This is a genomic window from Magnetospirillum aberrantis SpK (assembly GCF_011022235.1).
Taxonomy (GTDB): Bacteria; Pseudomonadota; Alphaproteobacteria; order Rhodospirillales; family Magnetospirillaceae; genus Magnetospirillum; species Magnetospirillum aberrantis.
Window position 1 is genome coordinate 1 of sequence record NZ_JAAIYP010000040.1, and the last position, 25,222, is coordinate 25,222.

Annotated in this window: 24 protein-coding genes and 2 tRNA genes; 12 read left to right on the forward strand and 14 right to left on the reverse strand. The window is 62.2% G+C overall.

Translation table 11 applies throughout. The features are described from left to right. The coding region (locus G4223_RS19775) for a hypothetical protein (protein WP_205762534.1) at positions 1-218 on the forward strand (218 nt) is incomplete at its 5' end. Positions 219-231: 13 nt separating this feature from the next. Here the strand turns inward: G4223_RS19775 and G4223_RS14930 are convergent. Together G4223_RS14930 and G4223_RS14935 are read right to left on the reverse strand one after the other, a co-directional pair. Continuing rightward, positions 232-308: transfer RNA gene (locus G4223_RS14930), tRNA-Arg, on the reverse strand. A 149-nt stretch (positions 309-457) separates the two neighbouring features. After that, on the reverse strand, positions 458-1,342 hold the full coding sequence (locus G4223_RS14935) for an Abi-alpha family protein (RefSeq protein WP_163681442.1): 885 nt from the start codon (positions 1,340-1,342) through the stop codon (positions 458-460). A 604-nt stretch (positions 1,343-1,946) separates the two neighbouring features. Between G4223_RS14935 and G4223_RS14940 the strand changes: the two genes are divergently transcribed. From G4223_RS14940 to G4223_RS14950, 3 genes are all read left to right on the forward strand, one after another. Further along, positions 1,947-2,414 carry a hypothetical protein gene (locus G4223_RS14940; RefSeq protein ID WP_163681444.1) on the forward strand — a complete coding sequence of 156 codons (468 nt, stop codon included), beginning with the start codon at positions 1,947-1,949 and terminating at the stop codon, positions 2,412-2,414. Between the two features lie 38 nt (positions 2,415-2,452). Beyond that, the gene (locus G4223_RS14945; protein WP_163681445.1) at positions 2,453-2,953 is read left to right on the forward strand and encodes a hypothetical protein; all 501 of its coding nucleotides are present in this window, start codon (positions 2,453-2,455) and stop codon (positions 2,951-2,953) included. Between the two features lie 255 nt (positions 2,954-3,208). Next, positions 3,209-3,967 (forward strand): hypothetical protein, encoded by a 759-nt coding sequence (locus tag G4223_RS14950; RefSeq protein WP_163681448.1) that lies wholly within the window; start codon positions 3,209-3,211, stop codon positions 3,965-3,967. Between the two features lie 483 nt (positions 3,968-4,450). Here G4223_RS14950 and G4223_RS14955 read toward each other — a convergent pair whose 3' ends face one another. Continuing rightward, complete coding sequence (locus tag G4223_RS14955; protein WP_163681449.1) at positions 4,451-4,765, reverse strand: hypothetical protein; 315 nt, start codon at positions 4,763-4,765, stop codon at positions 4,451-4,453. A 204-nt stretch (positions 4,766-4,969) separates the two neighbouring features. On the opposite strand from G4223_RS14955, the gene G4223_RS14960 reads away from it, so the two are divergent. Beyond that, positions 4,970-5,215: a helix-turn-helix domain-containing protein gene (locus G4223_RS14960; protein WP_163681451.1), complete on the forward strand. Its 246-nt coding sequence runs from the start codon at positions 4,970-4,972 to the stop codon at positions 5,213-5,215. A 14-nt stretch (positions 5,216-5,229) separates the two neighbouring features. Here G4223_RS14960 and G4223_RS14965 read toward each other — a convergent pair whose 3' ends face one another. The 4 genes from G4223_RS14965 to tcmP form a co-directional block, all read right to left on the reverse strand. Beyond that, entirely contained in the window at positions 5,230-6,222 is a 993-nt protein-coding gene (locus G4223_RS14965) for a site-specific integrase (RefSeq protein ID WP_163681453.1), read from the reverse strand. Between the two features lie 70 nt (positions 6,223-6,292). Then, positions 6,293-7,237 carry a 5'-nucleotidase gene (locus tag G4223_RS14970; protein ID WP_163681455.1) on the reverse strand — a complete coding sequence of 315 codons (945 nt, stop codon included), beginning with the start codon at positions 7,235-7,237 and terminating at the stop codon, positions 6,293-6,295. A 398-nt stretch (positions 7,238-7,635) separates the two neighbouring features. Continuing rightward, positions 7,636-8,397: a DUF5131 family protein gene (locus G4223_RS14975; protein ID WP_163681456.1), complete on the reverse strand. Its 762-nt coding sequence runs from the start codon at positions 8,395-8,397 to the stop codon at positions 7,636-7,638. Between the two features lie 12 nt (positions 8,398-8,409). Continuing rightward, entirely contained in the window at positions 8,410-9,339 is a 930-nt protein-coding gene (gene tcmP, locus G4223_RS14980) for a three-Cys-motif partner protein TcmP (protein WP_163681457.1), read from the reverse strand. A gap of 584 nt (positions 9,340-9,923) precedes the next feature. Here tcmP and G4223_RS14985 point away from each other — a divergent pair. After that, positions 9,924-10,217 (forward strand): DUF6626 family protein, encoded by a 294-nt coding sequence (locus G4223_RS14985; RefSeq protein WP_163681458.1) that lies wholly within the window; start codon positions 9,924-9,926, stop codon positions 10,215-10,217. A 322-nt stretch (positions 10,218-10,539) separates the two neighbouring features. Here G4223_RS14985 and G4223_RS14990 read toward each other — a convergent pair whose 3' ends face one another. The 4 genes from G4223_RS14990 to G4223_RS15005 form a co-directional block, all read right to left on the reverse strand. Continuing rightward, positions 10,540-11,052: a cytochrome b/b6 domain-containing protein gene (locus G4223_RS14990; protein WP_205762535.1), complete on the reverse strand. Its 513-nt coding sequence runs from the start codon at positions 11,050-11,052 to the stop codon at positions 10,540-10,542. Positions 11,053-11,117: 65 nt separating this feature from the next. Beyond that, positions 11,118-12,521 carry an efflux transporter outer membrane subunit gene (locus tag G4223_RS14995; RefSeq protein WP_163681460.1) on the reverse strand — a complete coding sequence of 468 codons (1,404 nt, stop codon included), beginning with the start codon at positions 12,519-12,521 and terminating at the stop codon, positions 11,118-11,120. 4 nt (positions 12,522-12,525) lie between these two features. Next, positions 12,526-15,660 (reverse strand): multidrug efflux RND transporter permease subunit, encoded by a 3,135-nt coding sequence (locus G4223_RS15000; RefSeq protein ID WP_163681461.1) that lies wholly within the window; start codon positions 15,658-15,660, stop codon positions 12,526-12,528. 21 nt (positions 15,661-15,681) lie between these two features. After that, positions 15,682-16,830 carry an efflux RND transporter periplasmic adaptor subunit gene (locus G4223_RS15005; RefSeq protein ID WP_163681462.1) on the reverse strand — a complete coding sequence of 383 codons (1,149 nt, stop codon included), beginning with the start codon at positions 16,828-16,830 and terminating at the stop codon, positions 15,682-15,684. A gap of 122 nt (positions 16,831-16,952) precedes the next feature. Between G4223_RS15005 and G4223_RS15010 the strand changes: the two genes are divergently transcribed. Both G4223_RS15010 and G4223_RS15015 read left to right on the forward strand, forming a co-directional pair. After that, entirely contained in the window at positions 16,953-17,672 is a 720-nt protein-coding gene (locus G4223_RS15010; RefSeq protein ID WP_163681463.1) for a response regulator, read from the forward strand. A 38-nt stretch (positions 17,673-17,710) separates the two neighbouring features. Beyond that, a complete protein-coding gene (locus G4223_RS15015; protein ID WP_163681464.1) occupies positions 17,711-18,727 on the forward strand; it encodes an ATP-binding protein in 1,017 nt (338 codons plus the stop codon). Positions 18,728-18,933: 206 nt separating this feature from the next. Here the strand turns inward: G4223_RS15015 and G4223_RS15020 are convergent, their stop codons facing one another. From G4223_RS15020 to G4223_RS15030, 3 genes are all read right to left on the reverse strand, one after another. Further along, entirely contained in the window at positions 18,934-19,377 is a 444-nt protein-coding gene (locus tag G4223_RS15020; RefSeq protein ID WP_163681466.1) for a hypothetical protein, read from the reverse strand. A gap of 192 nt (positions 19,378-19,569) precedes the next feature. After that, positions 19,570-20,949: a tyrosine-type recombinase/integrase gene (locus tag G4223_RS15025; protein WP_163681467.1), complete on the reverse strand. Its 1,380-nt coding sequence runs from the start codon at positions 20,947-20,949 to the stop codon at positions 19,570-19,572. Between the two features lie 127 nt (positions 20,950-21,076). Beyond that, positions 21,077-21,152 (reverse strand) — tRNA-Thr (locus G4223_RS15030). A gap of 225 nt (positions 21,153-21,377) precedes the next feature. Here G4223_RS15030 and G4223_RS15035 point away from each other — a divergent pair. The 4 genes from G4223_RS15035 (at position 21,378) to G4223_RS15050 (ending at position 25,217) form a co-directional block, all read left to right on the forward strand. Continuing rightward, positions 21,378-21,743 (forward strand): response regulator, encoded by a 366-nt coding sequence (locus tag G4223_RS15035; protein ID WP_163681469.1) that lies wholly within the window; start codon positions 21,378-21,380, stop codon positions 21,741-21,743. After that, positions 21,740-22,375, forward strand: coding sequence for a chemotaxis protein CheX (locus G4223_RS15040; protein WP_163681471.1), 636 nt, complete (start codon positions 21,740-21,742; stop codon positions 22,373-22,375). The genes G4223_RS15035 and G4223_RS15040 overlap by 4 nt, the downstream gene beginning before the upstream one ends. Before the next feature lie 4 nt (positions 22,376-22,379). Then, a complete protein-coding gene (locus G4223_RS15045; RefSeq protein ID WP_163681473.1) occupies positions 22,380-24,914 on the forward strand; it encodes a sensor domain-containing protein in 2,535 nt (844 codons plus the stop codon). 108 nt (positions 24,915-25,022) lie between these two features. Next, positions 25,023-25,217 (forward strand): hypothetical protein, encoded by a 195-nt coding sequence (locus tag G4223_RS15050; protein WP_163681475.1) that lies wholly within the window; start codon positions 25,023-25,025, stop codon positions 25,215-25,217. Positions 25,218-25,222 lie beyond the last annotated feature (5 nt).

Consider the following 25,222-nt stretch of genomic DNA (forward strand, 5'->3'; position numbering starts at 1 on the left):
CTGGCGAGGTGCTGCCCGCCATCCGCAAGACCGGCGGCTACGGTGTCTCCCACGATGGCATTACCCTTCCCCACCAACGCCGCCGCGCCCCGGTGCTGGGGCGGTCGGCAGCGACCAATGTCAATCTCGATCTGGCCGAAAGCTCCCTGGGACGACACGAACTGCGCGTCGGCTGTGGGCACCCTAAGGGGGATGCATCAGGGGATGTCAGGGCTTAAAATTCAGAGAAAATGGCGCAACCGGTAGGATTCGAACCTACGACCTCTGCCTTCGGAGGGCAGCGCTCTATCCAGCTGAGCTACGGCTGCGCATGTCGCAACAAGGTGCGGGACGAGGTTTATAGCGCGTCTCGGGGCAGTTGGCAAAGGGGGAAACGCGCGGGGTGTGGGGCGGCAGAGGTCGCAGGTTCGAACCCGACCGGCTGCGCGGGTGTGGCCGGGGTGTGCCGGGGGGCACCCTATATGTGAGTCGGTGCGTGGCCCTTGCAGGTGGCTACAAACTCATGGCCCAAAGGGGAAAGTTCTGCCCAACTTATCTCTAGCCACACAGGCCATCCTCCGGGTCCATCTGGAAGATCAAATTTTACGTTTTCAAGTGAAACCAATGCGGCTCTTTGTAGAAATGGGATTGATTCGGCGTTTGGGTTTGTTGACTTGTGTCCAAATTTCATATTGTGCACTCCCCACAAAAAACTGATCTCACCTGCCATGCGTCCGTTGATATTTATAAATCTAAATATTTCATCTATTATATTTGTGATTCTGCTGGGGTCTTTTTTGGTTAGGCGGATCAGTGTTTCATTGAGATCGTCCGCACCCTCAACGCTTGAAAAATACTCCTCAGCGGCTAGTGTCATATTGTGAACATACGATTCATATACTCCTCCTTGGATGAAGTCGTCTCGATAAAATGCGTGGGGTGTTTTCCCTGAGCGTCTTGACCAATAGGTGTCATACAGGTCGTCCAAAATTTTCACACTAGGTGCGTCTATTTCAGAAAGTATGTTTATAAAAACATGCTTATTTATACTGTATTTATCCGAAGTGGATGCCAGTAGGTGGGCCCATTTTTCTCGTAGGCCGTCGTCGGCATCGCCAAGTGAACATTTTTCAAGAAAGGGAACTAGGAACTTTAGAGGGATTTCCGTAGCAATAATTCCTCTCTCGCTCATGATATTTGATGCGACATTAAGAACTTCAATGGCGCTCTTCCACCTATAGAATCTTATTTTGTCTGATAAAAAATCAGATGCCTCTGCTAATGGTCCAATGAGCCTCTGGACGAATGAGAGGGCGTTGGCGGATGCTTCTTCTCCAACTTTTATATCTATTTTTGTTTCCATTGGGGGCCTCTATATCATGCAAATTTATCATTACAGGCGTCGAATTCAGTCTGCGCTGCGAATGGATTGGCCGAGGGCTGTCCCGGTTTCGGCATTGCTCAGCATGTATTCCTCATTCAGTCCTGCCGGGTTGGTGAGTGCTAAGTTCGTATAGAGTGTCAAGGGTGAACGCGGGTTGTGCTTGAACCGTCGATCCGGCTGCCGGAGCCGCTCAAATTGAGCTGCACCCTTGGAAAGAGCGTGAATGTGTGCCGAAATCGGAAGCTCATTCCCACCGCCAGATAGACCATCTCCGATGGGTGCGATGTTGTCACCGCAATCATCGGGCGAGCAAGCGTTAAGGCTTATACGTGAACCCTAAACATGGCTCTGTCTCTGCCTCCCACCCTATAAGCCTGATTCCCTCGTCCGGCGTTTTCGATGCTCCGTCGCGTTTTTATCGCGATCCGGTGCTTCCTGGTGGGGTTTGCTCGTTCTCCCCTCTTTCAGGGCAAGTCCATGATCCACATGACTGGAAAAATGGAGAAGGAAGCTCCCGAACCTCAGACGGCAAGCTGTGATAGCGGGACGCCGGTTCTCCAACAATGCGGGAGCCACTGATACCATGGACGGTGAACTTGCCCTGAATCTCATGTTTTGGCCCTTGGCGATTCTCGCCACCCATTCCTTGTATATCCGCAACCGTCACCACCCTGCCTGGACACCGTGGAAGGCGACGGCAACCTTCCTGTGGAATCTCGCTTGGCCCACGATCCTGGTGCTGGCGGGAGTGGTCGGGGTCGTATTCGCGATTGGCGGAACGAACCTACCGGGCCTCAGCACCGGACTTGCGCCTGTCATCACCCTGGGAGCGTTGATTCCTATTTTCCTGCGAGCCAAGCGCATCATCCTGGCCCCGCCAGGCCACCGAGGCCCCATACGTGACGGCGAGGCAACAGGATGGGATCGCGCCGCAGAACAGCGCCTAGAGAAGAACCGGACCATACAGCGCACCAAAAACACTCACCGGCTGGAGCGAATGGGGATGGCGTTGGGCCGGACGCTCAGGGGATTTCTGAGGCCGCGACGATGAGGCTGCGCGCTCTGCCGGGTTGATGTATCCATCCTCTCATGAGCAAGCCCAAGAAACGCGACAGCGCCTACTGGCTCGGAAGGCTGGAGCGCGAGCATCCGGCGATCTTCGACCGTCTGCGGTCGGGTGCCATCCCCAGCGTGCGTGCCGCGTGTGCCGAGGCTGGGTTGATACGTCTACCCTCGCGTCTGGATGCCCTGAAACGGGAATGGGCGCGGGCGTCATCGTCCGAGCGGGCTGCGTTCATGGCCTGGGTCAAGGGGGCGCTGCCGCCCCGGCCCATTGTGGTATCGATTCCCGTTGTGCTGACCGGTCCGGATGGCACCCTGCTGCCCGAGGTGATCGACCGGATCAAGGCGATCATGGCGAGGCCGGGACCGTTCGGGCCGGGGCGGGCGCCACACGGTCGCATCATGTCAGCGATGGGCTACGCGCGCTCCAGCACGCGCCTCGCCAACGCCCTGGACCGCCGGGGCAAGCCCGATGGGGACTTCCTTGATCGACTACGGGCATGGATGGTCGCCGCTGAGAGGGCTTGAGGCCCAAATACCAAAATTTCCGGGCGTTTCAGGTTGAACTGGCTTGGCATTTTCTGGGATTCCCAGGTCGGCCCTGTAAGGCTGGGCACGAAACCATGCGCCACACAGGCTGCATCCCCATCGAAGGGAACGATGGTTCCTAGGACTTCACCCGTGCGTAAAGTTGCCGCGCGCATCGAGCGGTCCCGCCGCTATGATTCCAGACATCGCCCGCTGACTGGCGGTGGGCGTCAGTCATAGGGGGGGCAAGGTGGCATGAGTGAATGGGATTCGCTGATCTGTGGGGACGAGCCGTCTTGCCTTGCCAGCCCCAAGGTCTACATGGTGATCGATTGCCCCAGTTGTCGGTCGTTCGCCGCCTGCTCTCGGGAGATTGAGCGGCGCTACCCCGGTATTCACGAACGCATCACCTACAAACAGGCATTCCGGGAGATGCTCGGCAAGGCGCGCGAGAGCGTCCAACGGTCATTGCGGCGTAACCGGGAGCAGGATGCGCTGGTTGCGGAGCAGCGGGCGGAACTGCGGCAGCAGGCGTTGAGAGGGCTTCCCCCGGCGCGGCCCTGTCTGACTGAGGCCGAACGCAAGCGTGCGTGGCGTGACGCCCGCCAGCGGGTCAAAGCGGATGCTTACCCTCGGCTCGATGATGGGGCGATGAACACGGCCACGACACAGAGACATCTGGCGCTGAGCGAGGCATTGCGTTGTCGTCCCCTGTCGCCGAAGTTGCGTCACCTTGTCGGGCGCGAGCGGGAATTGGCGCTGGCGTGGCGGGCGTGGGAAGAGGGCCAGGTGCCCGAGGGTGAGCGGAGGCCCGGGCGCCCCAATCCGGTATCGCGCGCCGCGTGGTGCTTCGATGTGCTCAGTGGACTGGAACCGGGGAGCACCACTCCCGCGGCCATGCGGCGGAAGATCAAGGTCGTGGAGGCGTTGGAGGAGACAGTGTGGCGCGACTGCATCCCGGGGATGTCATCCAACCCCGTCGAAAAAGTGTCCCAGGGCGCTACATTTATATAGTTACTATTTAAGAGATAAGTGTTGGTTGTGGAGAATAAGAAGGAATAGAAGGTGTAAACAGTTCCCACACCGGGGGACAGATTTTGTGCGGGGTAAGCATATCTCTCCGGGAGTCCTTCTTGCTGCCCTGTTTTTCTGGGCTGTGGAGAGCTTTCCTCCTCCTCCCTTCTCGGGGTGCGGAAAGCCCTCTCCGGGGCGTCAGCGGCCACCGGAACGGCTCTGGGGGCTATCCCAGTCGCCCCCACCAAGTCCTCGGCCAGCAGGTGGGTATAGCGCTTGAGCATGGTCAGCGTCTTGTGGCCGCTGATGGTGCTGACCTCCATGATGTCCAGGATCGCTCAAACGCTCGCAGGTGCCCCAATCTCGCGCCCGCCCCTCGGGGTGCGGAAAGTCCTCTCCGGGGTGCCACCGTCTACCGGAACGGTTTTGAGGGCTATCCTGGGTGCGTGCGGAGAGGGGGCTGAGAAGTTCTGTGGCGGCGCTTTATTTCCCGTTTCCGCATACGCTGATGTCGGACATGCTCACGCCCTCGTCCCAGACCTTGGGGTCGGCGTGGAAGGCGCCAGCGGTGTCCTTGACGTAGACCGCCGTGAACACCCGCTTGCCGACATAAGCGCCCATCTTGTTCTTGGCGTTGACCGTGCCGCAGACCACACCAACCCCGGCGCCGCGCTCGACTAAGCGGTCGTAGGTGAACTTGGCGCTGTAGGGGTCGTTCAGCACGTCTTCGAACGCTACGTCGATGGCTTTCTTCAGCTTGCCGTCGATAGGTGCGCTCAGCGCCGTTGCGCTGGTCATCAGTATGGTTCCGGCGGCGGCGGACAAAATCGTCAGCAGTTTCAAACAGGTGTTCCCACTCATAGTTTCCTCTTGGTTTGGTGATGCAAGGAGAGGGGCTTCAACACCCCTTGGAGTTGCACGAAGTTAGCTGGATATCGGAATTTTCGATATCCGATTTTCCGATTTACTCAACCTTCCGACCCTTCGGTCGGAGCGCAAGGCGTGTGGGTTCCCCCTGAGCAGCATAAGATCGTTGGCGGCGCCCTCGCTGGCTTGCGGAAGCGTGCCGGGCTCAAGCAGCAGGATGTGGCCGAGCGCCTGGGGAAACCACAGTCGTTTGTCTCTGCTTATGAAGCCGGGCAGCGGCGCATTGATGTTCTGGAGCTGGCGCGCATTGCTCAAGCGCTCGGCCTTGAGCCCGAGCATGTCTTCGGCGAAATCATGCGGATTGTGCCTCCAGGGGCGTAACGACGGCATTGCCGTCAGCCCAGCCGCCCCACCAAGTCTTCTGCCCGCAGGTGGGTGTAGCGCTTGAGCATGGTCAGGGTCTTGTGGCCGCTGATGGTGCTGACCTCCATGATGTCGAGGCCCTTCTCGAACAGCCGCGAGACGGCTTCGTGGCGCAGGTCGTGGATGTGCAGATCGCCCACCCCGGCACGCTGGCGCAGATGCTCCCAGGCGAGCCGGATGGCGTTGGCCGAAACGGGGAGGACGCGCTCGGCGTCGCGGTCGGGTTGCTGCATCAACCCGGTCAGCGTCTCGACGGCCCGTGACGATAGCGGCACGTCGCGGCACTCCCCGTTCTTGGTGATCAACAGATGGGCGATGCGGCGCTCCAGGTCCACGTCCTCCCACCGCAGCCCGAGAATTTCACCCCGGCGCATGCCCGTCTCGACCGCCAGGACGATCAGGGGCTTCATCCACGGGTTCCGGCCCTTGTCAGCGGCGGCCAGCAGCTTGGCCTCCTCGTCGCCCTCCAGACGCCGGGAGCGGCCCTTGGGCGCGCTGGGGCGCCGCACCAGCTTGGCGGGGTTGCGGGCAAGGTGGATGCCCCATTCGCGCTGGGCCACATCGAGGGCGTGGCTGATGGTGTTCAACTCGCGGATGATCGTCGCCGGGGCCACGGTCTGGAGGCGCTGGTCACGATAGGCGGCAAGGTCGGTGCTGGACAGCAGGGCCAGCGTCCGGTGGCAGACATCCCGGCGCAGCATGGCGTTGATGCGGATGGCTTCGGTCTTGGCCGAGCGCTTGGTGGGCGTGATCTCGTCGCGGTAACGGCGCAGGATGTCGCCCAGGGTGGTTTGCTCGGCGATCTTGGTGTCGGGGACGTAGCCGGATACGTCCACCTGGGCCTCCAGGTCGCGCGCCCACTTCTCGGCGTCGGACTTCTTGTCGAAGCTCTTGCTGCGCGGCGCGATACCCTTGCGCCGCACCATCGCCTGCCACTTGCCCCGGAGCTTCCTGATCGTCGCCATCGTCCTCGTCCCTGATGCTGTCGTGCTCGACAGAGGGATTGAAGGATGCCACCGACTCGGTGCCAAGGACTTAGCCAGCCGGGATGATCGGTTTGTCAGGCGAGTGAGGGCCGGGGACCAATCCAGCCGCAACTACTGTAGCGGCGCCAAGGACATGCTTCTCCTGATCGTCGAAGAAGATGTGCGCCCCGAATGCCTTCAGGAATGGGGCTTTCGCATGTCGGCCGACGAAGTGAGCCTCGTCAGCGGGCGTTCCCCAGGCCCGGAGAGTGTGGACCACTCGTTCGTGTGCCGGGGCGTTGCGGGCGGTTACGATGGCGATGCGCACGCGGCTCGTGCCATTCGGGCGCATGAACCTCTCCCGCAGCACCGCCAGCTTGTTGAGGAAATTGCCGAAGGGGCCACTCTTCATCGGAACCTGAGCGTTCTGGCGCTCGTGGGCCAGGAATGCCTGTAGCCCTTGCGTCGCGTAGATTTGGTCAGATTCGGGACTAAACACCACAGCATCGCCATCGAAGGCGATCCGGACTTCATCCGCAGGGTCTTCGCTATGGTGGGCTGGTGGCGCTCCCAGTTTCGCGGACGCAGTTCCCCCTTCGACGGCGGCGCGAACGTCGCTATCGTCATTGGACAGAAAGAGGTCGACACCCCAGGCGTTGACATAGGGGGCAACGCTTCGCCCGCTGGTAAAGCTGCCGTGTTCGACCTGAATGCCGAGCTTTTCTGCGGAGTGGAGCGCGCGTAGCGACAGATCAGGCGAGTTCTTAGAGAGGAGAATAACTTCGACGTTCTTCTCGTCTCCGGCAGCGTTCAACGAAAGCAGGCGATGCACGACGTCAAAAGCAGCGCCGGGGCGAAGAACCACCTTTTCTCGTTCCAACTGGAGGGCGGCATAAGCGACGACCCCTTCCCTCTCGAAGATGCGGTGTTCTTCCTCCAGGTCGAAAAGCGCCCGCGTAGACACTCCGACCAACAACGGAAGAGACGGACGCGCAATGCTTGTCTCTGAAGTCAATTCCGGCTCCCTCAACCTGACGGTGATCAAACATCGTCGAATGTTGCGCTGGGCCAGTCAACCATTAGACGGGATTGAGGTGCGTGCCGGGGGCGGATGTGGCTTTTTCGTGCCGCTGGCGAAGCTGCCACAGCAATCCGCACGAGCAGCGACGCGGCAACGTCGCAGGCGGCAAGGATTGGTGTCTTGGGAGGGGTGGCTTATCCGGCCACCTTCGGAGGGCAGCGCTCTATCCAGCTGAGCTACGGCTGCGCATGCGATCACGAATGATCGGAGAGGGGCGGAAGATACTGGAATTCTGCGGTGTTCGGCAAGCCCCTTTCTGGGGATAGCCAGCGTATGGCGAGGAGAACGAAACGTGGCGGGTGTTGCCAGTTGCCAGATATTGCCAGCTTGCCTTATTCCGCAGCGATGCCCATCCCGGTCGAAGGGTACTCGTCCCAAGTCTGCCCGAGGAACGTCCGCCCCGCCTTCTTCTTGTTCGCGCCGCCCCACTGCTTGAAGAAAAATGCCGTTCCGTCGCGGCGGCAGGCTGCAAGGATTTCCTCCACCCACTCCTGGCGCATTGGTCGGGCGGCAGGACCGCTTTCTCCCCCAACGATGGCCCAATGGATGTCCCGGAGATCGACATCCCCCACGCTGCCCAAAAGGGGCTCAAAGGAGATAAAGCGAACAGCCGCCGGGGTGTCTCTCAAGTCGCTCACACGATCCACGTAGTCGCGGCTTTCGACGCTCACTCCGAGCCAGACGTTCGGGAGCTTTGGAAGTCGCGCGGCGATGGCCCGCATGCGAGCCGCCCGCTTCGTCAAAACCTGATAGGTATGGCGAGGTGTCTGCGCCATCACCTTCCAAATGCGCTCGACCGTTTCCTCCGGAACAGCTTCTTGGAAAAGGTCGGACATGCTGTTGACGAATACGGTGGTTGGCCGCTGCCACCGCAAGGGAGCGGACAATGCTCCCTCGTCCAGGTTGACCTGCCCTGTCCAAACGTAACGGCTGCCGGACTTGCGGGTGGTGCCCTGGTATTTCTCCATTCCCATCAGGGTCAAGCGGGCGGCCATGCGCATTGCATAGCAGTTTGTGCAACCGGCCGAGATGAGCGAGCATCCCGCAAGGGGGTTCCAGGTTGCCTCTGTCCACTCAATGCTGCTTTCCGCCATGGCGGCGCACTCCTAACGTCTTCCCCCTGAACCCCTCTTTTTCGTCAATAAATGGTTAGCGATCCGTAAAGCAATAGGCCCGCCTTTGGGATTATTCGCGGCAAAGCACAGCGAAAACATTTTCGATCCGGACCCGTTGGAGAGGGTCAGGCAGCTAGGTGCCACGTGCGAAAACACAGTTTTCAGGCGGTCGAGGAAGAATTGCTCGATGTGGTCGATATTGGCGACTTTGTGAGTTTCAGTCGTAGCCTCACCGAATAGGTTAATGGTTGTGTGTTCTTGATAGAATGCGGTCCGCCATTCCCCTGTACCCAAGCAGGCGTCGAGGGTCGGCTCCCAGTTTTCAGGTATCCGTTCTCGGCGGTTCGCTGCCATCCGGTTGATCCCTAGGCCGGACGGGAAAAGGTACCAGAGGTCGATCGCCCGAGTAGCAGCAATGGCGCGGATGGTCTCCCATTTCACTTGGCACCCATATGGATCAAGGAACAGGACGGCACGGTGCTGCACTCCTGTCCGTCTACCGTGCCAGTCCACGGATTTGCAGATGCCGGCAATTTGGGTGTTGGCGTCACCGTGATAGATGTTGATGGCGCGGTCGGGAAACTCGGCTTTCAGCCTTGCCAATTGGGCACACTTTGCGGTGCTCGCCTCGATCAGGTGAAGTGCATCGAAGCTGGGGTCCGCGTTCAACGCGACCCTCACCGATCCTTCAAAGAATTCCGCCTGAGCCTGTGTCACTTCAAGCAGTGCGGGCTGAGCCTTTTCTGCGGTGCCGTCTCGGGAATACCGCTCGCCCGTGCCCGCAAAAGCGTCGATATAGAGTCTTTTGAATGGGGTGTTTTTGAGTGCTGTGTTGTAGCTGTTGAGGTAGTGGCGAAGGCAATCCAGCTTTTCCTCGGTCCACTGTCCGCCGAACACATGCTTTGGGTGATGATTGGACATTCTGTGCTCCCCCGATGCCTTCACATTAACCGGGGGAGCTTGCGCGCAAAAGGCGATTTATGCGCCGTTACGGCACTCGCTAGATCGCCTTGTTCGGCAACATCCGCACTACAGCTGTGCGCATGGTCTCCTCGTCGGCCTTGATGTAGTGCTTGTCGGTGACGACCGAGCCGGGGGCGTGGCCCATGAGCGCCTGGAGCACCCGAGGGTGAAGGCCGTTATTGGCCTGCTAAGAGGCGAAAGCCTTGCGCAGGGACTTCGGGGTGATGTCGAGCACCTGCTTGCCGCCACGCATGATGTGGACCCTATGGTGTGTGCCGTCTCCAGCACTATTGAATTTTAAGCGATCCGCTGTTGGATCGCCAAATTCGAAATCGTCTAAGGATGGCGGTTCTTTGCCGCAGCAATTGTGGCCGCAATCGCCGCCTCGATGACTTCCTGTAACGTTGCTGTCTTCCCGTAGAAGCCCAGCGTGATTGCTTCCGATCTGCTCATATTCCGCACTCCATTGGGTTGCTGCGTGTGCAGTTATTTATGACAGGCAGCATAAATAGCTGCATGAGCAACGCATTGGAGACGCACACATGATCCTCATCGAAGCCCGCGACACCCTCATGGACCTTGGCCTGACCGATTCCCAACTGGACTTCTCATCCCGATGGCTCGGCAAGCAGCCGTCCTACATGTCCTGCGTGGTGGCGCGGGGCCAGGAACCCAGCGCGGAAGCACTGTTGGCGCTGGCCGGGCGCATCACCCGCGAGGCCATGCAGATGCGCCGCGTATTCCGCCATGCCGAAGCTGCCGCCCTGGATGCGCTGAGCGCCAAGGTGTGGAGTGAATTGCTGGCCCGCTATGCAGGACAGCCCGAGGCTGCGTGACCCAAAAAGTTGGCACGAACTTACATGAAGTAAGTTCGCGGAATGCCACTGCGCAGCCCGGCAATGCCCGCACAGTGCTCGCGAACCCCGTCCCAGCTACCAGCGTGCTGACACACAGACGAGGTGCTGACCGGACGGGGGAGGTCAAGACCAATGTCAGGTTGGGGCCGAAAGCGGACTGGCGGGTTTGGGAAACGGGGACGGTGGAACCGCCTCTCACAGCGAGTGCCGTGCCACCGAAGTCCGGTGCGGTTCAGGTCATCTATCCCCAGGTGGCCCCCATACTGAATGAAACTTCCAATGCCTGTCACGACCTTGCCCATCACAGCATCCGGTCGAGAATCCGTCGGGCGGGGCCTTGGTCGAACAGCCAGTGCTTGACCACCCCGGCCACATGCAACGCCACCAGGGCCAGCAGGCCATAGGCCAGGATCGCATGTGCCGCCGTAAAGATGCCCGAGGCCACTTCGTCCTTGGGCAGAAGCTCAGGCAGGGACGTGAAGAAGAACGGCACGCCGTCGCTTTCTGGATAGGTGCTTGACAGGCAGTACCCCGCCACCGGAACAGCAACCATCAGCACATAGAACATTTTGTGGGTGATCGTGAAGATCGTCTGTTCCCAGGGCTTCAGCGCGGCTGGTTCCGGCACGCCGCCCCGTCCTCTCAGTCCCAGTTGCACCACGGCCAGGATCAGAACCAGGATGCCGAACTGTTTGTGGTTGGGGTACAGCATGCTGAACTTGCCGGGGAAATCGTCGGCGACGTTGGTCATCAGAATGCCCACCGCCAGCAGCGCGATGATGATGGCGGCACGGATCCAATGAACCACGCGCATGGCAAGGGGGTATTTCCGAGAAGAAGACGAACGGGGCATGGTGCTTCTTGACCTTGGTTTGGGTTTCATTCGATGGCTGACGGTGCACCGCCGCCCAATGCCTTGTATAGGCTGACAGCGTTGCCGATCTCGTCGCGCTTAAGGTCCAGTTGGGTCTGACGCGCGGCATAAAGCTGGCGTTGGGCGTCCAGCACTTCCAGGCGCCCTTCCAGACCGGCGCGGTAGCGCAGGGTGGACAACTCCACCCGCCGCTCGGCCGAGGCCACGGTGCGGTTCTGTGCCTCGATCTGGCGGCTGTAGGTGGCGCTGCCCGCCAGACCGTCGGCAACCTCGCGGAAGGCCGTCTGGATGGCGCGTTCATATTCGGCGACCGCTTCGGATTTGCGGATCTCCGCCAGCCGCAGCTCGGCCTGGAGTTGGCCGCCCATGAACAGCGGCTGGGTGATTTGCGGCGCGAAGCTCCACACCCGCTGATCGCGGTCGAACAGGTTGCCCAAGGCCGGGCTGGAATATCCCAGCGAGGTGGTCAACGACAGCCGTGGAAAGAAAGCGGCGCGCGCCGCGCCGATATTGGCGTTGGCGGCCACCAGATTGTGTTCCGCCTGGCGAATGTCGGGGCGGCGCGTCAGCAGGTCCGAGGGCAATCCGGCGGGCAGGCGGGTCCGCACCGCATTTCCGTCCAGCGGCCATGGAGACGGCAGATCGTCAGGTAAAGCCTTCCCCACCAACAGGGTCAGGGCGTTGGTGGCCCGTGCCAACGTCCGGGCGCGGCCTTCCAGATCGGCCTCGGCGGTGGCGACCTGACCTTCCGCCTGGGCGACGTCCAACGCGCTGTTCTGGTCGGCGGCCTTCAGGCGGCGCGCCAGGTCCAGGGATTGCCGCCAATCCGCCAGCGTGCGATGGGCCAGGTCCAGTTGTTCCTGGGCCAGACGTTCGGCGAAATAGCTGTCGGCCACCGTGCCGATCAGGGCGATCTGGGCCGACCGCTGCCCTTCCTCGCTGGCCAGATAGCGGGCGAAAGCCGCTTCCGACAGCGAGCGGACCCGGCCGAACAGGTCGATCTCGAAGGCGCTGATTCCCATGTCCAGGCTGTGCTGGGTCTGGAGGCGTCCGGGGGTGGCGGGGTCGACCCGGTTGTCGGCGGCGGTCCGCTGGCGGGTGACGCCGCCGGTGGCGCTGATCGCCGGAAGCCGGGCGGCCCGCTGGATGTTGTATTGCGCCTGTACCGCCTCGACGTTCAGGGCCGCCAGCCGCAGGTCGCGGTTGTTCAACAGGGCCAGCTCGATCAGCCGTTGCAGGCGGGGATCGCCGAACATGGTGCGCCAGTCCAAATCGGCGGCCGCTTCACCATCGGCGATGGGCGCCGGGGAAGGGTAGGCATCCGGCACCGGCAGACCCGGCTTGACCAGATCCGGCACCAGGGAACAGGCGGACAACGCCAATGACAGCGCAATGATGGTCAAACGCATGGCATCAATCCCGAGACGGCTGGGGAGCGCGACGGCCGGGGCGTAGCCAGTCGCGCAGCTTTTCCTGGCCGCCGATGACGAAGACGAAGAAGGCGGGGACGAAGAACACCGCCAGCACCGTGGCGCACAGCATGCCGCCGAACACGCCGGTGCCGATGGCGTTCTGGGTCTCGGCGCTGGCCCCTCGGGCGAGCATCAGCGGCACCACGCCCAGGCCGAAGGCCAGCGAGGTCATCAGGATGGGGCGCAGCCGCAGCCGTGCGGCGGTGACCGCGGAGTCCAGCAATCCCTTACCCTCGGCGTGCAGTTGCCGGGCGAATTCGACGATCAGGATGGCGTTCTTGGCCGACAGGCCGATGACCGTGATCATGCCGACCTTGAAGAAGACGTCGTTGGGCATGCCGCGCAGCATCACCGCCGCCACCGCGCCCAGCAGGCCCAGCGGCACCACCAGCATGACCGACAGCGGGATCGACCAGCTTTCGTAAAGCGCCGCCAGTACCAGGAAGACCACCAGCATGGACAGTGCCATCAACAACGGCGCCTGTGCCGCCGATTGGCGTTCCTGGAGCGATTGGCCGGTCCATTCCACGGCGAAACCGGGGGGCAATTGGGCGGCCAACCGCTCCATCTCGGCCATGGCTTGGCCGCTGGACACGCCGGGCGCCGGGCTGCCGGAAAGGCGCGCCGAGGGGAACCCCTGATAGCGTGCGAATTGCAGCGGCGTGTCCTCCCAAACCGGAAACACCACTTCGGACAACGGCACCATGCCGCCGGTGGCATTGCGCAGGTACAGCCTCAGCACGTCATCCACCTGCATGCGGGCGGCGGCGTCGGCCTGGATGATCACCTGCTGCATGCGTCCGGCATTGGGGAAGTCGTTGACATAGAGTGAGCCCAGGGCCGCCGTCAGGGTGTCGCTGATGGTGGCGAACGGCACCCCCAGTGCCTCGGCTTTCTGCCGGTCGATGTTCAGGCGGATGCCGACGCCATCGGGCAAGCCGTCGGAATAGACGCCTAAGACGACTTTGCTTTGCCCAGCCAGTTCCAGCAACTTCGACTCGGCGGCTCTGAGGGCCGCCTGACCATGACCGGCGCGGTCCTGAAGGCGCAGGGTGAAACCGGACGAGGTTCCCATTTCCTCAATGGCGGGCGGCAGCAGGCTCATGACCGTGCCTTCAGTGGTGTCGGCCATGGCCTGCTGGGCGCGCCGGGCCTCGTCGGCGGCGGTGGCGCCGTCGCGCCGGTCCCAATCCTTGAGCATGGTGAAGGCCAGGGCGGTATTGGCGCCCGAGCCGGAAAAGCCGAAGCCCAGGATCGACAGGTTCGAGTCCACCGCCGGCCGTGCGGCGGTATGCGCCTCGAACTTGCGCACCAGATCCAGCGTGCGTTCTTGGGTGGCGTCTGACGGCAATTGGAACGAGGTCATGAAATAGCCCTGGTCTTCCTCGGGCAAAAAGGCCGAAGGCAGGACCGAGAATGCCAGGCCCAGCAGCGCGACGAGGACGGCGAAGGCGGCCATCATGCGGCCGCTGCGGCGCACCAGGGCGGCGACCCGGGTTTCGTAGGACCGGGTGAGATGGTCGAAGCGGCGGTTGAACCAGCCGAAAAAGCCGCCCTTGGCGTGACGGCCGGGATCGACGGGTTTCAGCAGAGTGGCGCACAGCGCCGGGGTCAGGCTGAGGGCCAGGAAGGCCGAAAACAGGATGGATACCGCCATGGACAGGGTGAATTGCCGATAGATCACCCCGACCGAGCCCCCGGCCAGCGCCATGGGGATGAACACCGCCGTCAGCACCAGGGTGATGCCGATCACCGCGCCGGTGATTTCCTTCATCGCCTTGACCGTCGCATCCTTGGGCGACAATCCTTCGGTCGCCATCAGGCGTTCGACGTTCTCCACCACCACGATGGCGTCATCGACGATGATGCCGATGGCCAGGACCATGCCGAACATGGTCAGCACATTGATGGAGAAACCGGCCACCAGCATGATCGTGAACGTTCCCAACAGGGCGATCGGGGCGACGATGGCTGGGATCAGGGTGTAGCGGATGTTTTGCAGGAACAGCAGCATGACCAGGAACACCAGCACCATGGCCTCAACCAGGGTGTGAATGACCTTTTCGATGGAAATCTTGACGAAGGGCGCGCTGTCGAAAGGTGTCGCATAGGTCATGCCCGCAGGCATGACGCGGCTGAGTTCGGCCAGCCGCGCCTTGACGCTTTCGGCCGTGCGCACGGCGTTGGCGCCAGGGGCCAATTGCACGGCGGCGACGGTGGAGACGTGGCCGTTCTCGCGGTTGGCGAAGCTGTAGGTCTGCGCCCCCAGTTCCACCCGCGCCACGTTGCCCAGCGTCACCTTGGAACCGTCGGCATTGGCACGCAGTACGATGGCGGCGAATTCCTCGGGCGTCTGCAATTGGCCCTGGACCGTCAAAGGAATGCTTACCCGCTGTCCCGGAACGGTGGGCGCGTCGCCGACCCGGCCGGGGGCGATCTGGGCGTTCTGCTGTGCGATGGCCGCCGACAGATCGCCCATGGTCAGGCCGAAGGCGATCAGCCGCGACGGGTCCACCCAGACGCGCAAGGCCTGTTCGGCGCCGAAGAGTTGCACGCGGCCGACGCCGTCGATGCGGCGCAGTTCCTCGATGATGTTGCGGGCCAGATAATCGCTCAGTGCCGTTTCGTCGAAGCGACCATCCTCGGATTTCAGGCTGACCAGCATCAGAAAGCCCGAAGCGGCGGATTCCACGGTCAGCCCATTTTGCCGCACCGCTTGCGGCAATCGCGGTTCAATGGCTTTCAGGCGGTTCTGGACGTCCACCTGCGCCATCTCGGGATTGGTGCCCGGTTTGAAGGTGACGGTGACTTGGGCCGTGCCCGAGGTGTCGGCCGTGGATTCGAAATACAGCAGGTTCTTGACGCCGGACAATTCGCGTTCGATCAGCCCCAGTACCGAATCGTTCATGGTCTGGGGTGTGGAACCGGGATAGCTGGCATAGATGCTGACCGTCGGCGGCGCCACCGAGGGATAGCGGGCGATGGGCAGTTGCGGCAGGGCGATCAGGCCGAGCAGGATGATGAACAGGGCGACGACCCAGGCGAAAACCGGGCGGTGAATGAAAAAAAACGGCATTCTGGCGGTGTTCCCTGCGTCTCAGCGTGAGGTCATGTCGGCGGGCTTCCAGTCGTGCAGCGTGACGACGGCGCCCTCGCTCAACCTTTCCGCTCCCTCGACCACGATTCGTTGCCCGGCCTCCAGACCCGCGCGGATGCGGTAGCGGCGCTCGATCAGTTCGCCCAGCTCCACCGGTTGGGCGTGCACGCTGTCGCCCTCGCCGATCACCCACACCAGCGGCTTGCCGCCGACACGGGCGACGGCCTGCTGCGGCACCATCAGGGAATCGGCGTAACTGGCGCGCGGGACGCGGGCACGCACGAACATGCCAGGCAGCAGATCGCGCCGGGCGTTGTTCACCAGGATCCGCAATAGGACGTCGCCGGTACCGGCATCGACGTTGATGCCGGAAAACAGAATGCGGCCATCGGCGTCGTAGGGCGTGCCATCGCTGCGCAGCACCGTGACCGGCAGACCGGAATTGCGGTCCGCCTGCGGTGACGCCAGGGCTTGGCGGACGGCGTCAAGCGAGGTCGCGGGCTGACGCACGTCCACATAGACCTGATCCACCTGCTGGATACGGGCCATCGGGCTGGAATCGGTGGGCGACACCAAGGCGCCCTCGGTGACCAGGGCCTGGTCGATGCGTCCCGAGATCGGCGCGTCCACCGTGGCGAATTTCAGGTCCAACTGGCGCCGTGCCAAGGTCGCGCGGGCCTGGGCGACGTCCGCCGCCGCCTGATCGCGCTGTGACACCGCGTCGTCGTAGGTCTGGCGGCTGATAGCTTCGGCCTGCACCAACGGCTCCAGACGCCGGGTCTGAACCTGCGCGCGGGCCAAGGCCGCTTCGGCACGCTGCAACGCGGCGGCCGCCATCTCGGCATCGGCCTTGAACGGCGCGGGATTGATCTGGAACAGCGGATCGCCAGCCTGGATTTCCGCTCCCTGTTCGAACAGCCGCTGGCGGACGATGCCGCTGACCTGGGGGCGGATTTCCGCCACGCGCAATGCGGCGACACGCCCCGGCAGGTCTTCGGTCAGCTCCACCCGAGCCGGAACCAGCGTCATCACCGCCACCGGTGCGGGCGGCGGCGGCGGCGGTTCCGGGGCGCCATCGTCGCAGCCAGCCAGGGCAATCACCACCGTGGCAAGCAGCGCGCCGTCGCGGAAAAGACGTCCGGTCCTCATGTATCGGCCTTTCTAGGGGGAAGAGCGCAGAAACAGCGTGCACCCTAGACCGGCAGGATGGCGTTTCCGTCGAGCCTTTATGGAGATACAGTGGAGATGGAGTTTAATTACGCGGACCTGTCATGCCTCACCCGATCGCCGAGCCACAGCCCCTGGTGTTGATCGCGGAGGATGAACCGGAAATCGCCGATATCCTGTCCGCCTATTTGCAGCGGAACGGCCTGCGCAGCGTGCATGCCGCCGATGGCCGCCGCGCGTTGGACCTGCACCTGTCGCTCAAACCGGACCTGATCGTGCTGGATGTGCAGATGCCACAGGTGGATGGCTGGCAGGTGCTGGCGGCAGTGCGCCATCGCGGCGATACGCCGGTGATCATGCTGACCGCTCTGGATCAGGATATGGACAAGCTGATGGGCTTGCGGATTGGCGCCGACGATTACGTGGTCAAGCCGTTCAACCCGGCGGAAGTGGTCGCCCGTATTCAGGCGGTGCTGCGCCGGGCACGCCCCGGTGGCGGCCAACCGGTCCCGCGCTTCATTCGGCTGGGGCGGTTGCAGGCGGATTTGGAAAACCACGAGATCGCCGTGCAGGACGAGGACCGTTCTTTGCCGCTCTTGCTGACCCTGACCGAGTTCAAGCTGTTGGTCCACCTGATGCGGGCACCACGCCGGGTGTTCGGGCGTGAGGAATTGCTGGTCGCCTGCCTGCCCGAGGGTGAAGCGCTGGAACGCACGGTGGATAGCCACGTCAGCAAACTGCGCAAGAAACTCGAAGCCGTGGGCCTGGAGGGCGTTCCGGCCAGCGTGCGCGGCGTCGGCTATCGTCTGGGCGACGTGTCTTGAAGGCGGTTGGCGGTCTCAGCCGTCGGATCATCCGATCCATGGTTGCCCTGGCCCTGGTCACCACCTTGCTGGCGTTGCTCGGGTCCTATGCCTTCTACACCGTGTGGTTCCTGCTGTCCCCGAACAGTTTCCCCGGCCCCGACAATCCCGACAATTGGCTGCCGACACCGCTGGAATGGGGATGGATGGCCCTGACCGTGGTCGTGGCGCTGGGGGCCGCCATCTCATTTGCACTGAAACTGTCGAAACCGATTGTCGGGCCGCTCAACGCGGTCGCGGAAAGTCTGCGCCAAGTGGCACAGGGCAATCTATCGGTTCGCGCCGAGTTTGACTGGCAATCGCGGGGTGAGGCAGCGCAATTGGTGCATGATTTCAATGTCATGGCCGAACGGCTGGAGCGTATGGACCACGAACGCCGGTTCTGGAATGCCGCCATCGCACATGAATTGCGCACTCCGGTAACGGTGCTGCGCGGCCGTCTGCAAGGACTGACCGAAGGCGTGTTCGAACCGGCCCCGGCGCTGTTCCGTTCATTGCTGACGCAGGTCGAGGGATTGGGGCGGTTGATCGAGGATCTCCGTCTGCTCGGGCTGGCCGAGAACGGACGGCTGGAATTGCGCCAGGAACTGGCGGATTTGGAGACGGAGGTGACGGCGGTGGTGCGGGCCATCGGACCCAGCCTTCAGGAAGCGGGTTTCGCCGTGTCCTGCCATGTGGACGCGCAACAAGTGCTGTGCGATCCGGTCCGGATGCGTCAGGGATTGCTGGCGTTACTGGAGAATGCTTTGCGTCACGCCGTCCCCGGACCATTGCATATTCAGGTTCGTATCCTTGAGGGAAGCTGCCATCTGTTGGTGGAGGATTGCGGCCCCGGTGTGCCCGAACCGCTGGTGGCCCAGATTTTTGAGGCGTTTCAGCGGGGTGCCTCCCACGGTCATGGCAGCGGGCTTGGTTTGGCTGTGGTCCAGGCCATTGCCCGCGCCCATGGCGGCGACGTGATCTGCCGCCCGTCGACGCTCGGCGGCACCGCGTTCGACCTTCACTGGCCAATCTAGACTAGCGCACGTGTGCCCCGCGATCGAATCCATAATCGAAGCGACAATCCAGTACGACATCCATTTTTAGAACAGGAGCAGATTCTCGGAACGATCACCATGGGCGCATTGCGGACGTTGGGGAAGCCGGTTATCGAGTGTCGCCCAGAAATGGTGCCACTCATGGCTCTGCCGTGCATGTCGCCACGCACGGCAGGGAGAAAGCGTTACGCGGACTTGCCGTGCTTCTTGCGCGCGGCCAACGCGGCCTTCATCGCCGCGTCCAACTCGCCCGCCTTCACCGCGTCGATGACGGTCTGGATCGTCGGCACCAGCTTGTCCTTGGTCCCGATCTCGATGGCGTTCTGGTCCTTGCCCAGCGCCAGCACCGTGTTGGCGTAGCGGAGTTCGATGAACCACTTGCCGCTCAGGTCGTGCCAGTACCAGGGACGCAGACGCTTCTCGCGCTCGACGGTTACGGTCGTGCCGCCTTCGCCCTTTTCCCGCACGGTGCGGGTGGCCTTGTAGGCGCGGCCTTCGGCAAGGGCAGTCGCCATTTCCAACTGCTCGGTCAGGTGCGCGACCATGCGGTTGCGCATGCGTTCTTCCGGGGTCTCCTCGATTGGCTTGCGGGAGGCGTTGGCGAGCTTCAGCTTGGTCAGGGTGGACATCGGTCGTTCTCCGTGTGTTTCCGTTAACCACACGCTAGCGACCGATTTTCGGAAAATCTGCCGATTTATCTTTTTATATCAGGATTGTAGACGCTTATGCCCATGGTGCTGCACAGTGCATTCGCCAAACCCTGAGCAGGCTTGCAGGCGGCGAACTTACATCAAGTAAGCTCGCGGTTTCCCGCTGCCGCGTCACTCCTCATCGTCTTCGGTTAGCCATTCATTGGTGAATTCCGCCGCCCGGCTGCGGGTGTTGTCGTGGCCGTAATGGCGGTGGATCATCTCGGGGTTGGTGCCCATGTTGAGCGCCACCAGCCGCATGTCCATGCCCGCGTTCAGCTTCAGTGTCGCCCAGGTGTGACGCAGGCTGTAGGGCGTGAACGGATCGCCGTTGTCGTCCTTTTCCATCTTCAGATTGCGCAGCATGGTGTGGAACTGGCGGTCGAACTTCTGGATCGGCGCGCCGGTATCCTGGTCGCAGAAAACGAAATCGTCGGGTGACTTGAAGCGGGTGCCGTAAGTCGCTTTGCCGGTCTCGCTATCGGTGATGGTGAAGTCGTCCTCGCGGCTGGGGAACACCTTGTAGGGCGTCAGGTATTTGGCATAGACCTCGTCATCGACGTGGACGGTGCGCGCGCCGGTCTTGGTGTCCTTCTGGATGGTCAGGAACAGGTGGTCGCGGCCATCGCGGTCCTGGTGCTGCTCGAAATGCCGCCAGCGGATGGCTTGGTGTTCCTTGCCGGGACGCAGGCCGGTGCCCAGCATCAGCGCCAGCCACGCCTTGAACACCATACGGTCGTTCTCCAGCCGCTTCACCGCCTCGGGCGTCATCTTGTCGCTGATCGGGTAGAACTCGTTGGCGTCGTAGTTCAGCAGCTTGGTCGCCTGCTCGGCGGTGAAGGCGGGGCGGCGGTTGGAATGACGGCCATTGCCGTTGGTGCTGCCACCTTGTTTGCCGCCGACGGTCGGCATGCGCTCCACCGGCAGGTATTCCTCCTTGACCGCGAATTTGAAGATTTGTCGCAGCACCGTGTCCTCGGCATCCCGCTTGCCGCGCGCGATCCGTTTGGTCTTGCGGACGTATTCCTTGCCGTCCTTGCGGCGGATCGTCTCGGTCTCGGCCAGGGAGCCGGGGCCGGTGGTCCAATAGGTCGCGCGCCAATCCTCGTAGGCAGTCAATTTCCTGGGCGTGATCTCGGTGATCTTGGTCTTGCCGAAATAGGGGATGTGGAAGCGGCGGACGATGGCCTCGTAGGCATCCACCTTGATCTTGGTGGAAATGCCTTTCTCGACCTCGACCCGTTTGCGCTTCAGCCATTGCTCGGCGATGAAGGAGAAGGTCTTGCCGCCGGGCTCGATCCCGCGTTCGCGATCCACCTCGGCATAGAGCATGCGCTTCTTGGCGACCTTGACGGCTTCGTGCTCGTCCTCGGTGCCGGTACTGAACGGGTTCAGCGCGACGCCGTCGTCCAGTTTGCATCGCGCATACCACATGGCGCTGTTGGGGCGGCGATAAAGCGCGATCGTCCCGTCCTCGTGGTAGCGGTATTCCTGCTTTGCCTCTCGGGCCATTTTGCGCCTCACAGCTTGCAGTTGTGCTTGCGCGTGCAGGCCAACTGCGAAATCACTGCGAATTGCAAAACAGCGCCCTGCGCCTGTCAAGACGCTTGGCTAAGTGTTTGTTTTTGCTGCTGATTTATGGTGCCGGCGGAGGGACTCGAACCCCCGACCTTGGCTTTACGAAAGCCCTGCTCTACCAACTGAGCTACGCCGGCAACCGCGCGGGGTGAACGCCGCGGAGGCCGGGAAATTACCTTTGCCGTTGCGCAATTGCAAGACCGGAACGAAGGCCGTGCCGGAACGTGCTCTTCCCTGCGGGTTCGTGGACTTTAAGGCTTGCGGTGGTTGGCGGCGTCGAGCATAGATTTCGTTTGGGGTTGGGGCGGATAGAATTGAGTGGCCGAGGCGAAAGCGGGGGGCCTTGGCGGTGGGAGAGGCGGATGAGTGTCAAGACGGTGTTGCTGGTTGACGACAGCCGGGTGGCGCGCATGATGACGCGCAGGGTGGTCGAAACCAAACGGCCCGGTTGGGTCGTGCTTGAGGCCGGGTCCGGGGAAGAGGGGTTGGCCGTGTTGGTCGAGGCCCGCCCGGATTATGTGGTGCTGGATGTCAACATGCCCGGCATCGGCGGCATCGAGACCGCTCGGCGCATGCGGGCCGTGTCGCCGGATGTGCGTGTCACGCTGTTGACCGCCAACATTCAGGACCCGGTACGTCATCAGGCCGAGGACATGGGAGTCGGCTTTCTGACCAAGCCCTTGCACGAGGACGAATTGCTGGCCTTTCTGGGTGACGACGCCCCATGATCGATTTCATCGGCGAGACGGAGCGTGATGCGGTCACCGAACTGCTCAACATCGCCATTGGCCATGCCGCGGCGTCGTTGTCGCAACTGGTCGAGGACGAAGTCCACCTGTCCGTTCCCTTCGTCGATTTCCTGACGCCGGCGCAGGCCGCCACCCGGTTGGAACAAGAAACCCAAGGTGCCGATTCGGTGGCGGTTCGGCAACATTTCCGCGGCCATTTCCAAGGCGACATCTTGCTGATCTTCCCCGAGAAGCGCAGCCTGGATCTGGTGCGTCACATGCTGGGTGACGAGGTGCCGCTGGACCAGTTGACCGAATTGGAGCAAGAGGCGCTGCTCGAGGTCGGCAACATCATCCTCAACGCCTGTCTGGGCAGCTTGGCCAATCAGTTGCATACGCCGGTCGAGGGATCTCTGCCGACCTATGTGCGGGGACGTGGCGCCCGCATCCTTGATGCCTGCACCATCGGTGGCACCGGCGGGCAAGGCGAGATGGTGATGTTTCTGCATGTGGATTTTTCGTTGTTGAAAAAGGACGTGCACGGGTACTTGGCTTTCGTCATGGACATCTTGTCGGCCAAACATTTCGTCGAGGCGGTCCAGGCCTATGTGGCCGCCCAGTTGGCCGGCTGAGACCATGGACAGCCTGCACCCTGACGACCTGTTTCGGGCATTGTCCGACGCCAGCGAGATCGGGCTGGTGCTGGTCGATGGCGGCGGCGGCATCGTCTTGTGGAACGACTGGATGGCCAAGGCGTCGCGCATCGCAGCCGCCGATGCGTTGGGAGCTGGCTTGGCCCAGGTGTTTCCCGACCTTGCCGGATCGCGGGTGGTCGGTGCCGTGGACGACGCGCTGGTTCGCGGCATGTCGGCCATTTTGTCCTCTTCCCTGAACAAGCGCCTGTTCCCATTGGTTCATGACGGCCGTGTTCCGGGCCGGTCGGAGCCCATGCACCAGATCGTGGTGGTCAAACCGGTGGTGGCGGGAAAAGGGCGCGGCTGTCTGGTTCAGGTGTTCGACGTCACCAACATGGCGCATCGCGAGGCGCTGTTGCGCCAGCAGGCCCGCACCATGGAGGCGCTGGCGGAAAATTACCGGCTTTCGGAATTGCACAACCGAGCCATCGTCGACAACACCGCCGATGCCATCATCACCTTCGGCGAGAACGGCGCCATCGGAACCTATAATCCAGCGGCCGAACGCATGTTCGGTTACGACCCGTTCCAGATCGTCGGCAAGGCCATCGGCGTCCTGATCCCGGAATTGGTGGACGATGACGGACATTTGGCGCTCGACAGCGTGCTCGACCAGCGCCGCGAGGTCACGGGCGTGCGCAAGATCCGCGCGATCTTCCCTCTCGAATTGTCGGTCAGCGCCATGGAGTTGGGCGGCCAGCGGTTGTTCATCGCCATCGCCCACGACATCACCGAACGCAAGGCCGCCGAAGAGGAACTGCGCCAGCAGAAGGAGTGGCTGACCACCCTGATCAACGCCATGCCCGATCTGGTTTGCCTGAAGGACGGCAAGGGGCGGTGGCTGGTTGCCAACGAGTTTTATCTGGAGGTCACCGGGCTTCGCGACGTCGATTACCAGGGCCGCAGCGGTTACGAACTGGCGCGGCTGTCCCATGGGCAAGGCGAGGTTCTGCGTGTCGGTACCGAAACCGACGAACGGGCCTGGGGCGAAGGGCGCCCCATCAGCTACGAACGCGAGGTGGCCATTCCCGAACGCGGCACCAAGGTGTTCGACATGGTCAAGCTGCCGCTGTTCAACGACGACGGCACGCGGCGCGGATTGGTTCTGGTCGGGCGCGACATCACCGAACGCAAGCTGGCCGCCGCGCGCATCCACCATCTCGCCCATCACGACGCCTTGACCAACCTGCCGAACCGGGTGTTGTTCCAGGAACGGCTGCGCAGCGCCCTGCTTCAGGCCAAGCGGGTGGGGCACAAGGTGGCGCTGATGTTCCTGGATCTCGACAAGTTCAAGGACATCAACGACACGCTCGGCCATCATGTCGGCGACCTTCTGCTCAAGGCGGTGGCCAAACGGTTGCAGCGTTGTGTGCGCGAGACCGACACGGTGGCGCGGCTGGGCGGCGACGAATTCGCCATCATCCTGACCAACCTGGACGGAGCGGCCGGGGCGGTTCCGGTGGCGGAATCGGTGATCTCGTCCATCGCCGATCCGTTCGGGCTCGATGAACACGAGGTGATGACCTCGACCTCGATCGGCGTCACCCTTTATCCCGATGACGCCGGTGACGCCGACCAGTTGTTGAAGAACGCCGATCTGGCCATGTTCCGTTCAAAGTCCGAAGGGCGGAACAACTACCATTTCTATGTGGCCGAGATGGACGCCGAGGTTCAGGCGCGCAAGATCATCGAACGCGACTTGCGGCTGGCGCTGGGCACCGAGCAACTGGAACTGCATTACCAGCCGCTGGTCGAGGTGACCACCGGCGAGATCGTCGGGTGCGAGGCCTTGCTGCGCTGGCGCCATCCGACGCGCGGCTGGGTCGGTCCGGCCGAGTTCATTCCCATCGCCGAACGGACCGACCTGATCGCGCCCTTGGGACGGTGGATTTTGCACCGCGCCTGTCTTCAGGGGCGCGATTGGGCGCGTGACGGTCTGCCCCCCCTGAAGATTGCCGTCAACCTGTCGCCGGCTCAGTTCAAGCATCACCAGACGTTGTTGGCCATGGTGTCCGACATCCTGGACCAGACCGGTTTCCCGGCCGAGCAGTTGCAGCTCGAGATCACCGAAGGCATCGCCATGCAGAACATCGAGGCGACCATCGAGGTGTTGCAGCAATTGCGCGAAATGGGGGCGGTCATCTCGATCGACGACTTTGGCACCGGTTATTCCAGTCTGAACTACCTCAAGCGTTTTCCGGTGGACAAGCTCAAGATCGACCGCTCGTTCGTCGCCGATATCGGCCGCCATGCCGACAACGCCGCGGTGGTCAAGGCCATCGTCAATTTGGGCCATTCCATCGGTGCGCGGGTCAACGTCGAAGGCATCGAAACCCGCGAGCAATTGGATTTCATCATCGCCCACGGCGTGGACGAGGCCCAGGGCTATTACTTCTCGCGGCCCGTTCCGCCGGACGAATTCGCCCGGCTGGTGCGCGAGAAAAGCCCCTATTGCATGACGTGCGAGACTCCCTGATCCCAAGCAGCCTGAAAACGGTTGTTGTGTGTTCGTTTACAAGCCGCTTGAGACTCCGTGTTATATCTTTGGTATGATTTGCCGAACGACCAAGGAAAGGAGGCGGCCATGCCCTCCACAATCGTCGGCAAACAGAACCGCAGAACCAGCCACCGGGTTTCCCGCCGCTCGGCTCAACGCACCTCGACCCGGTCTTCCGGCGATGCCCCGGAGCGTGTGGAATTCGGTTTCGTCCCGGTTCAAGATCTCGAAGAAGCCGATTTGACCCGGCTGTGCGACGCCGACACGATCGAAATGTTTTAGTCCAG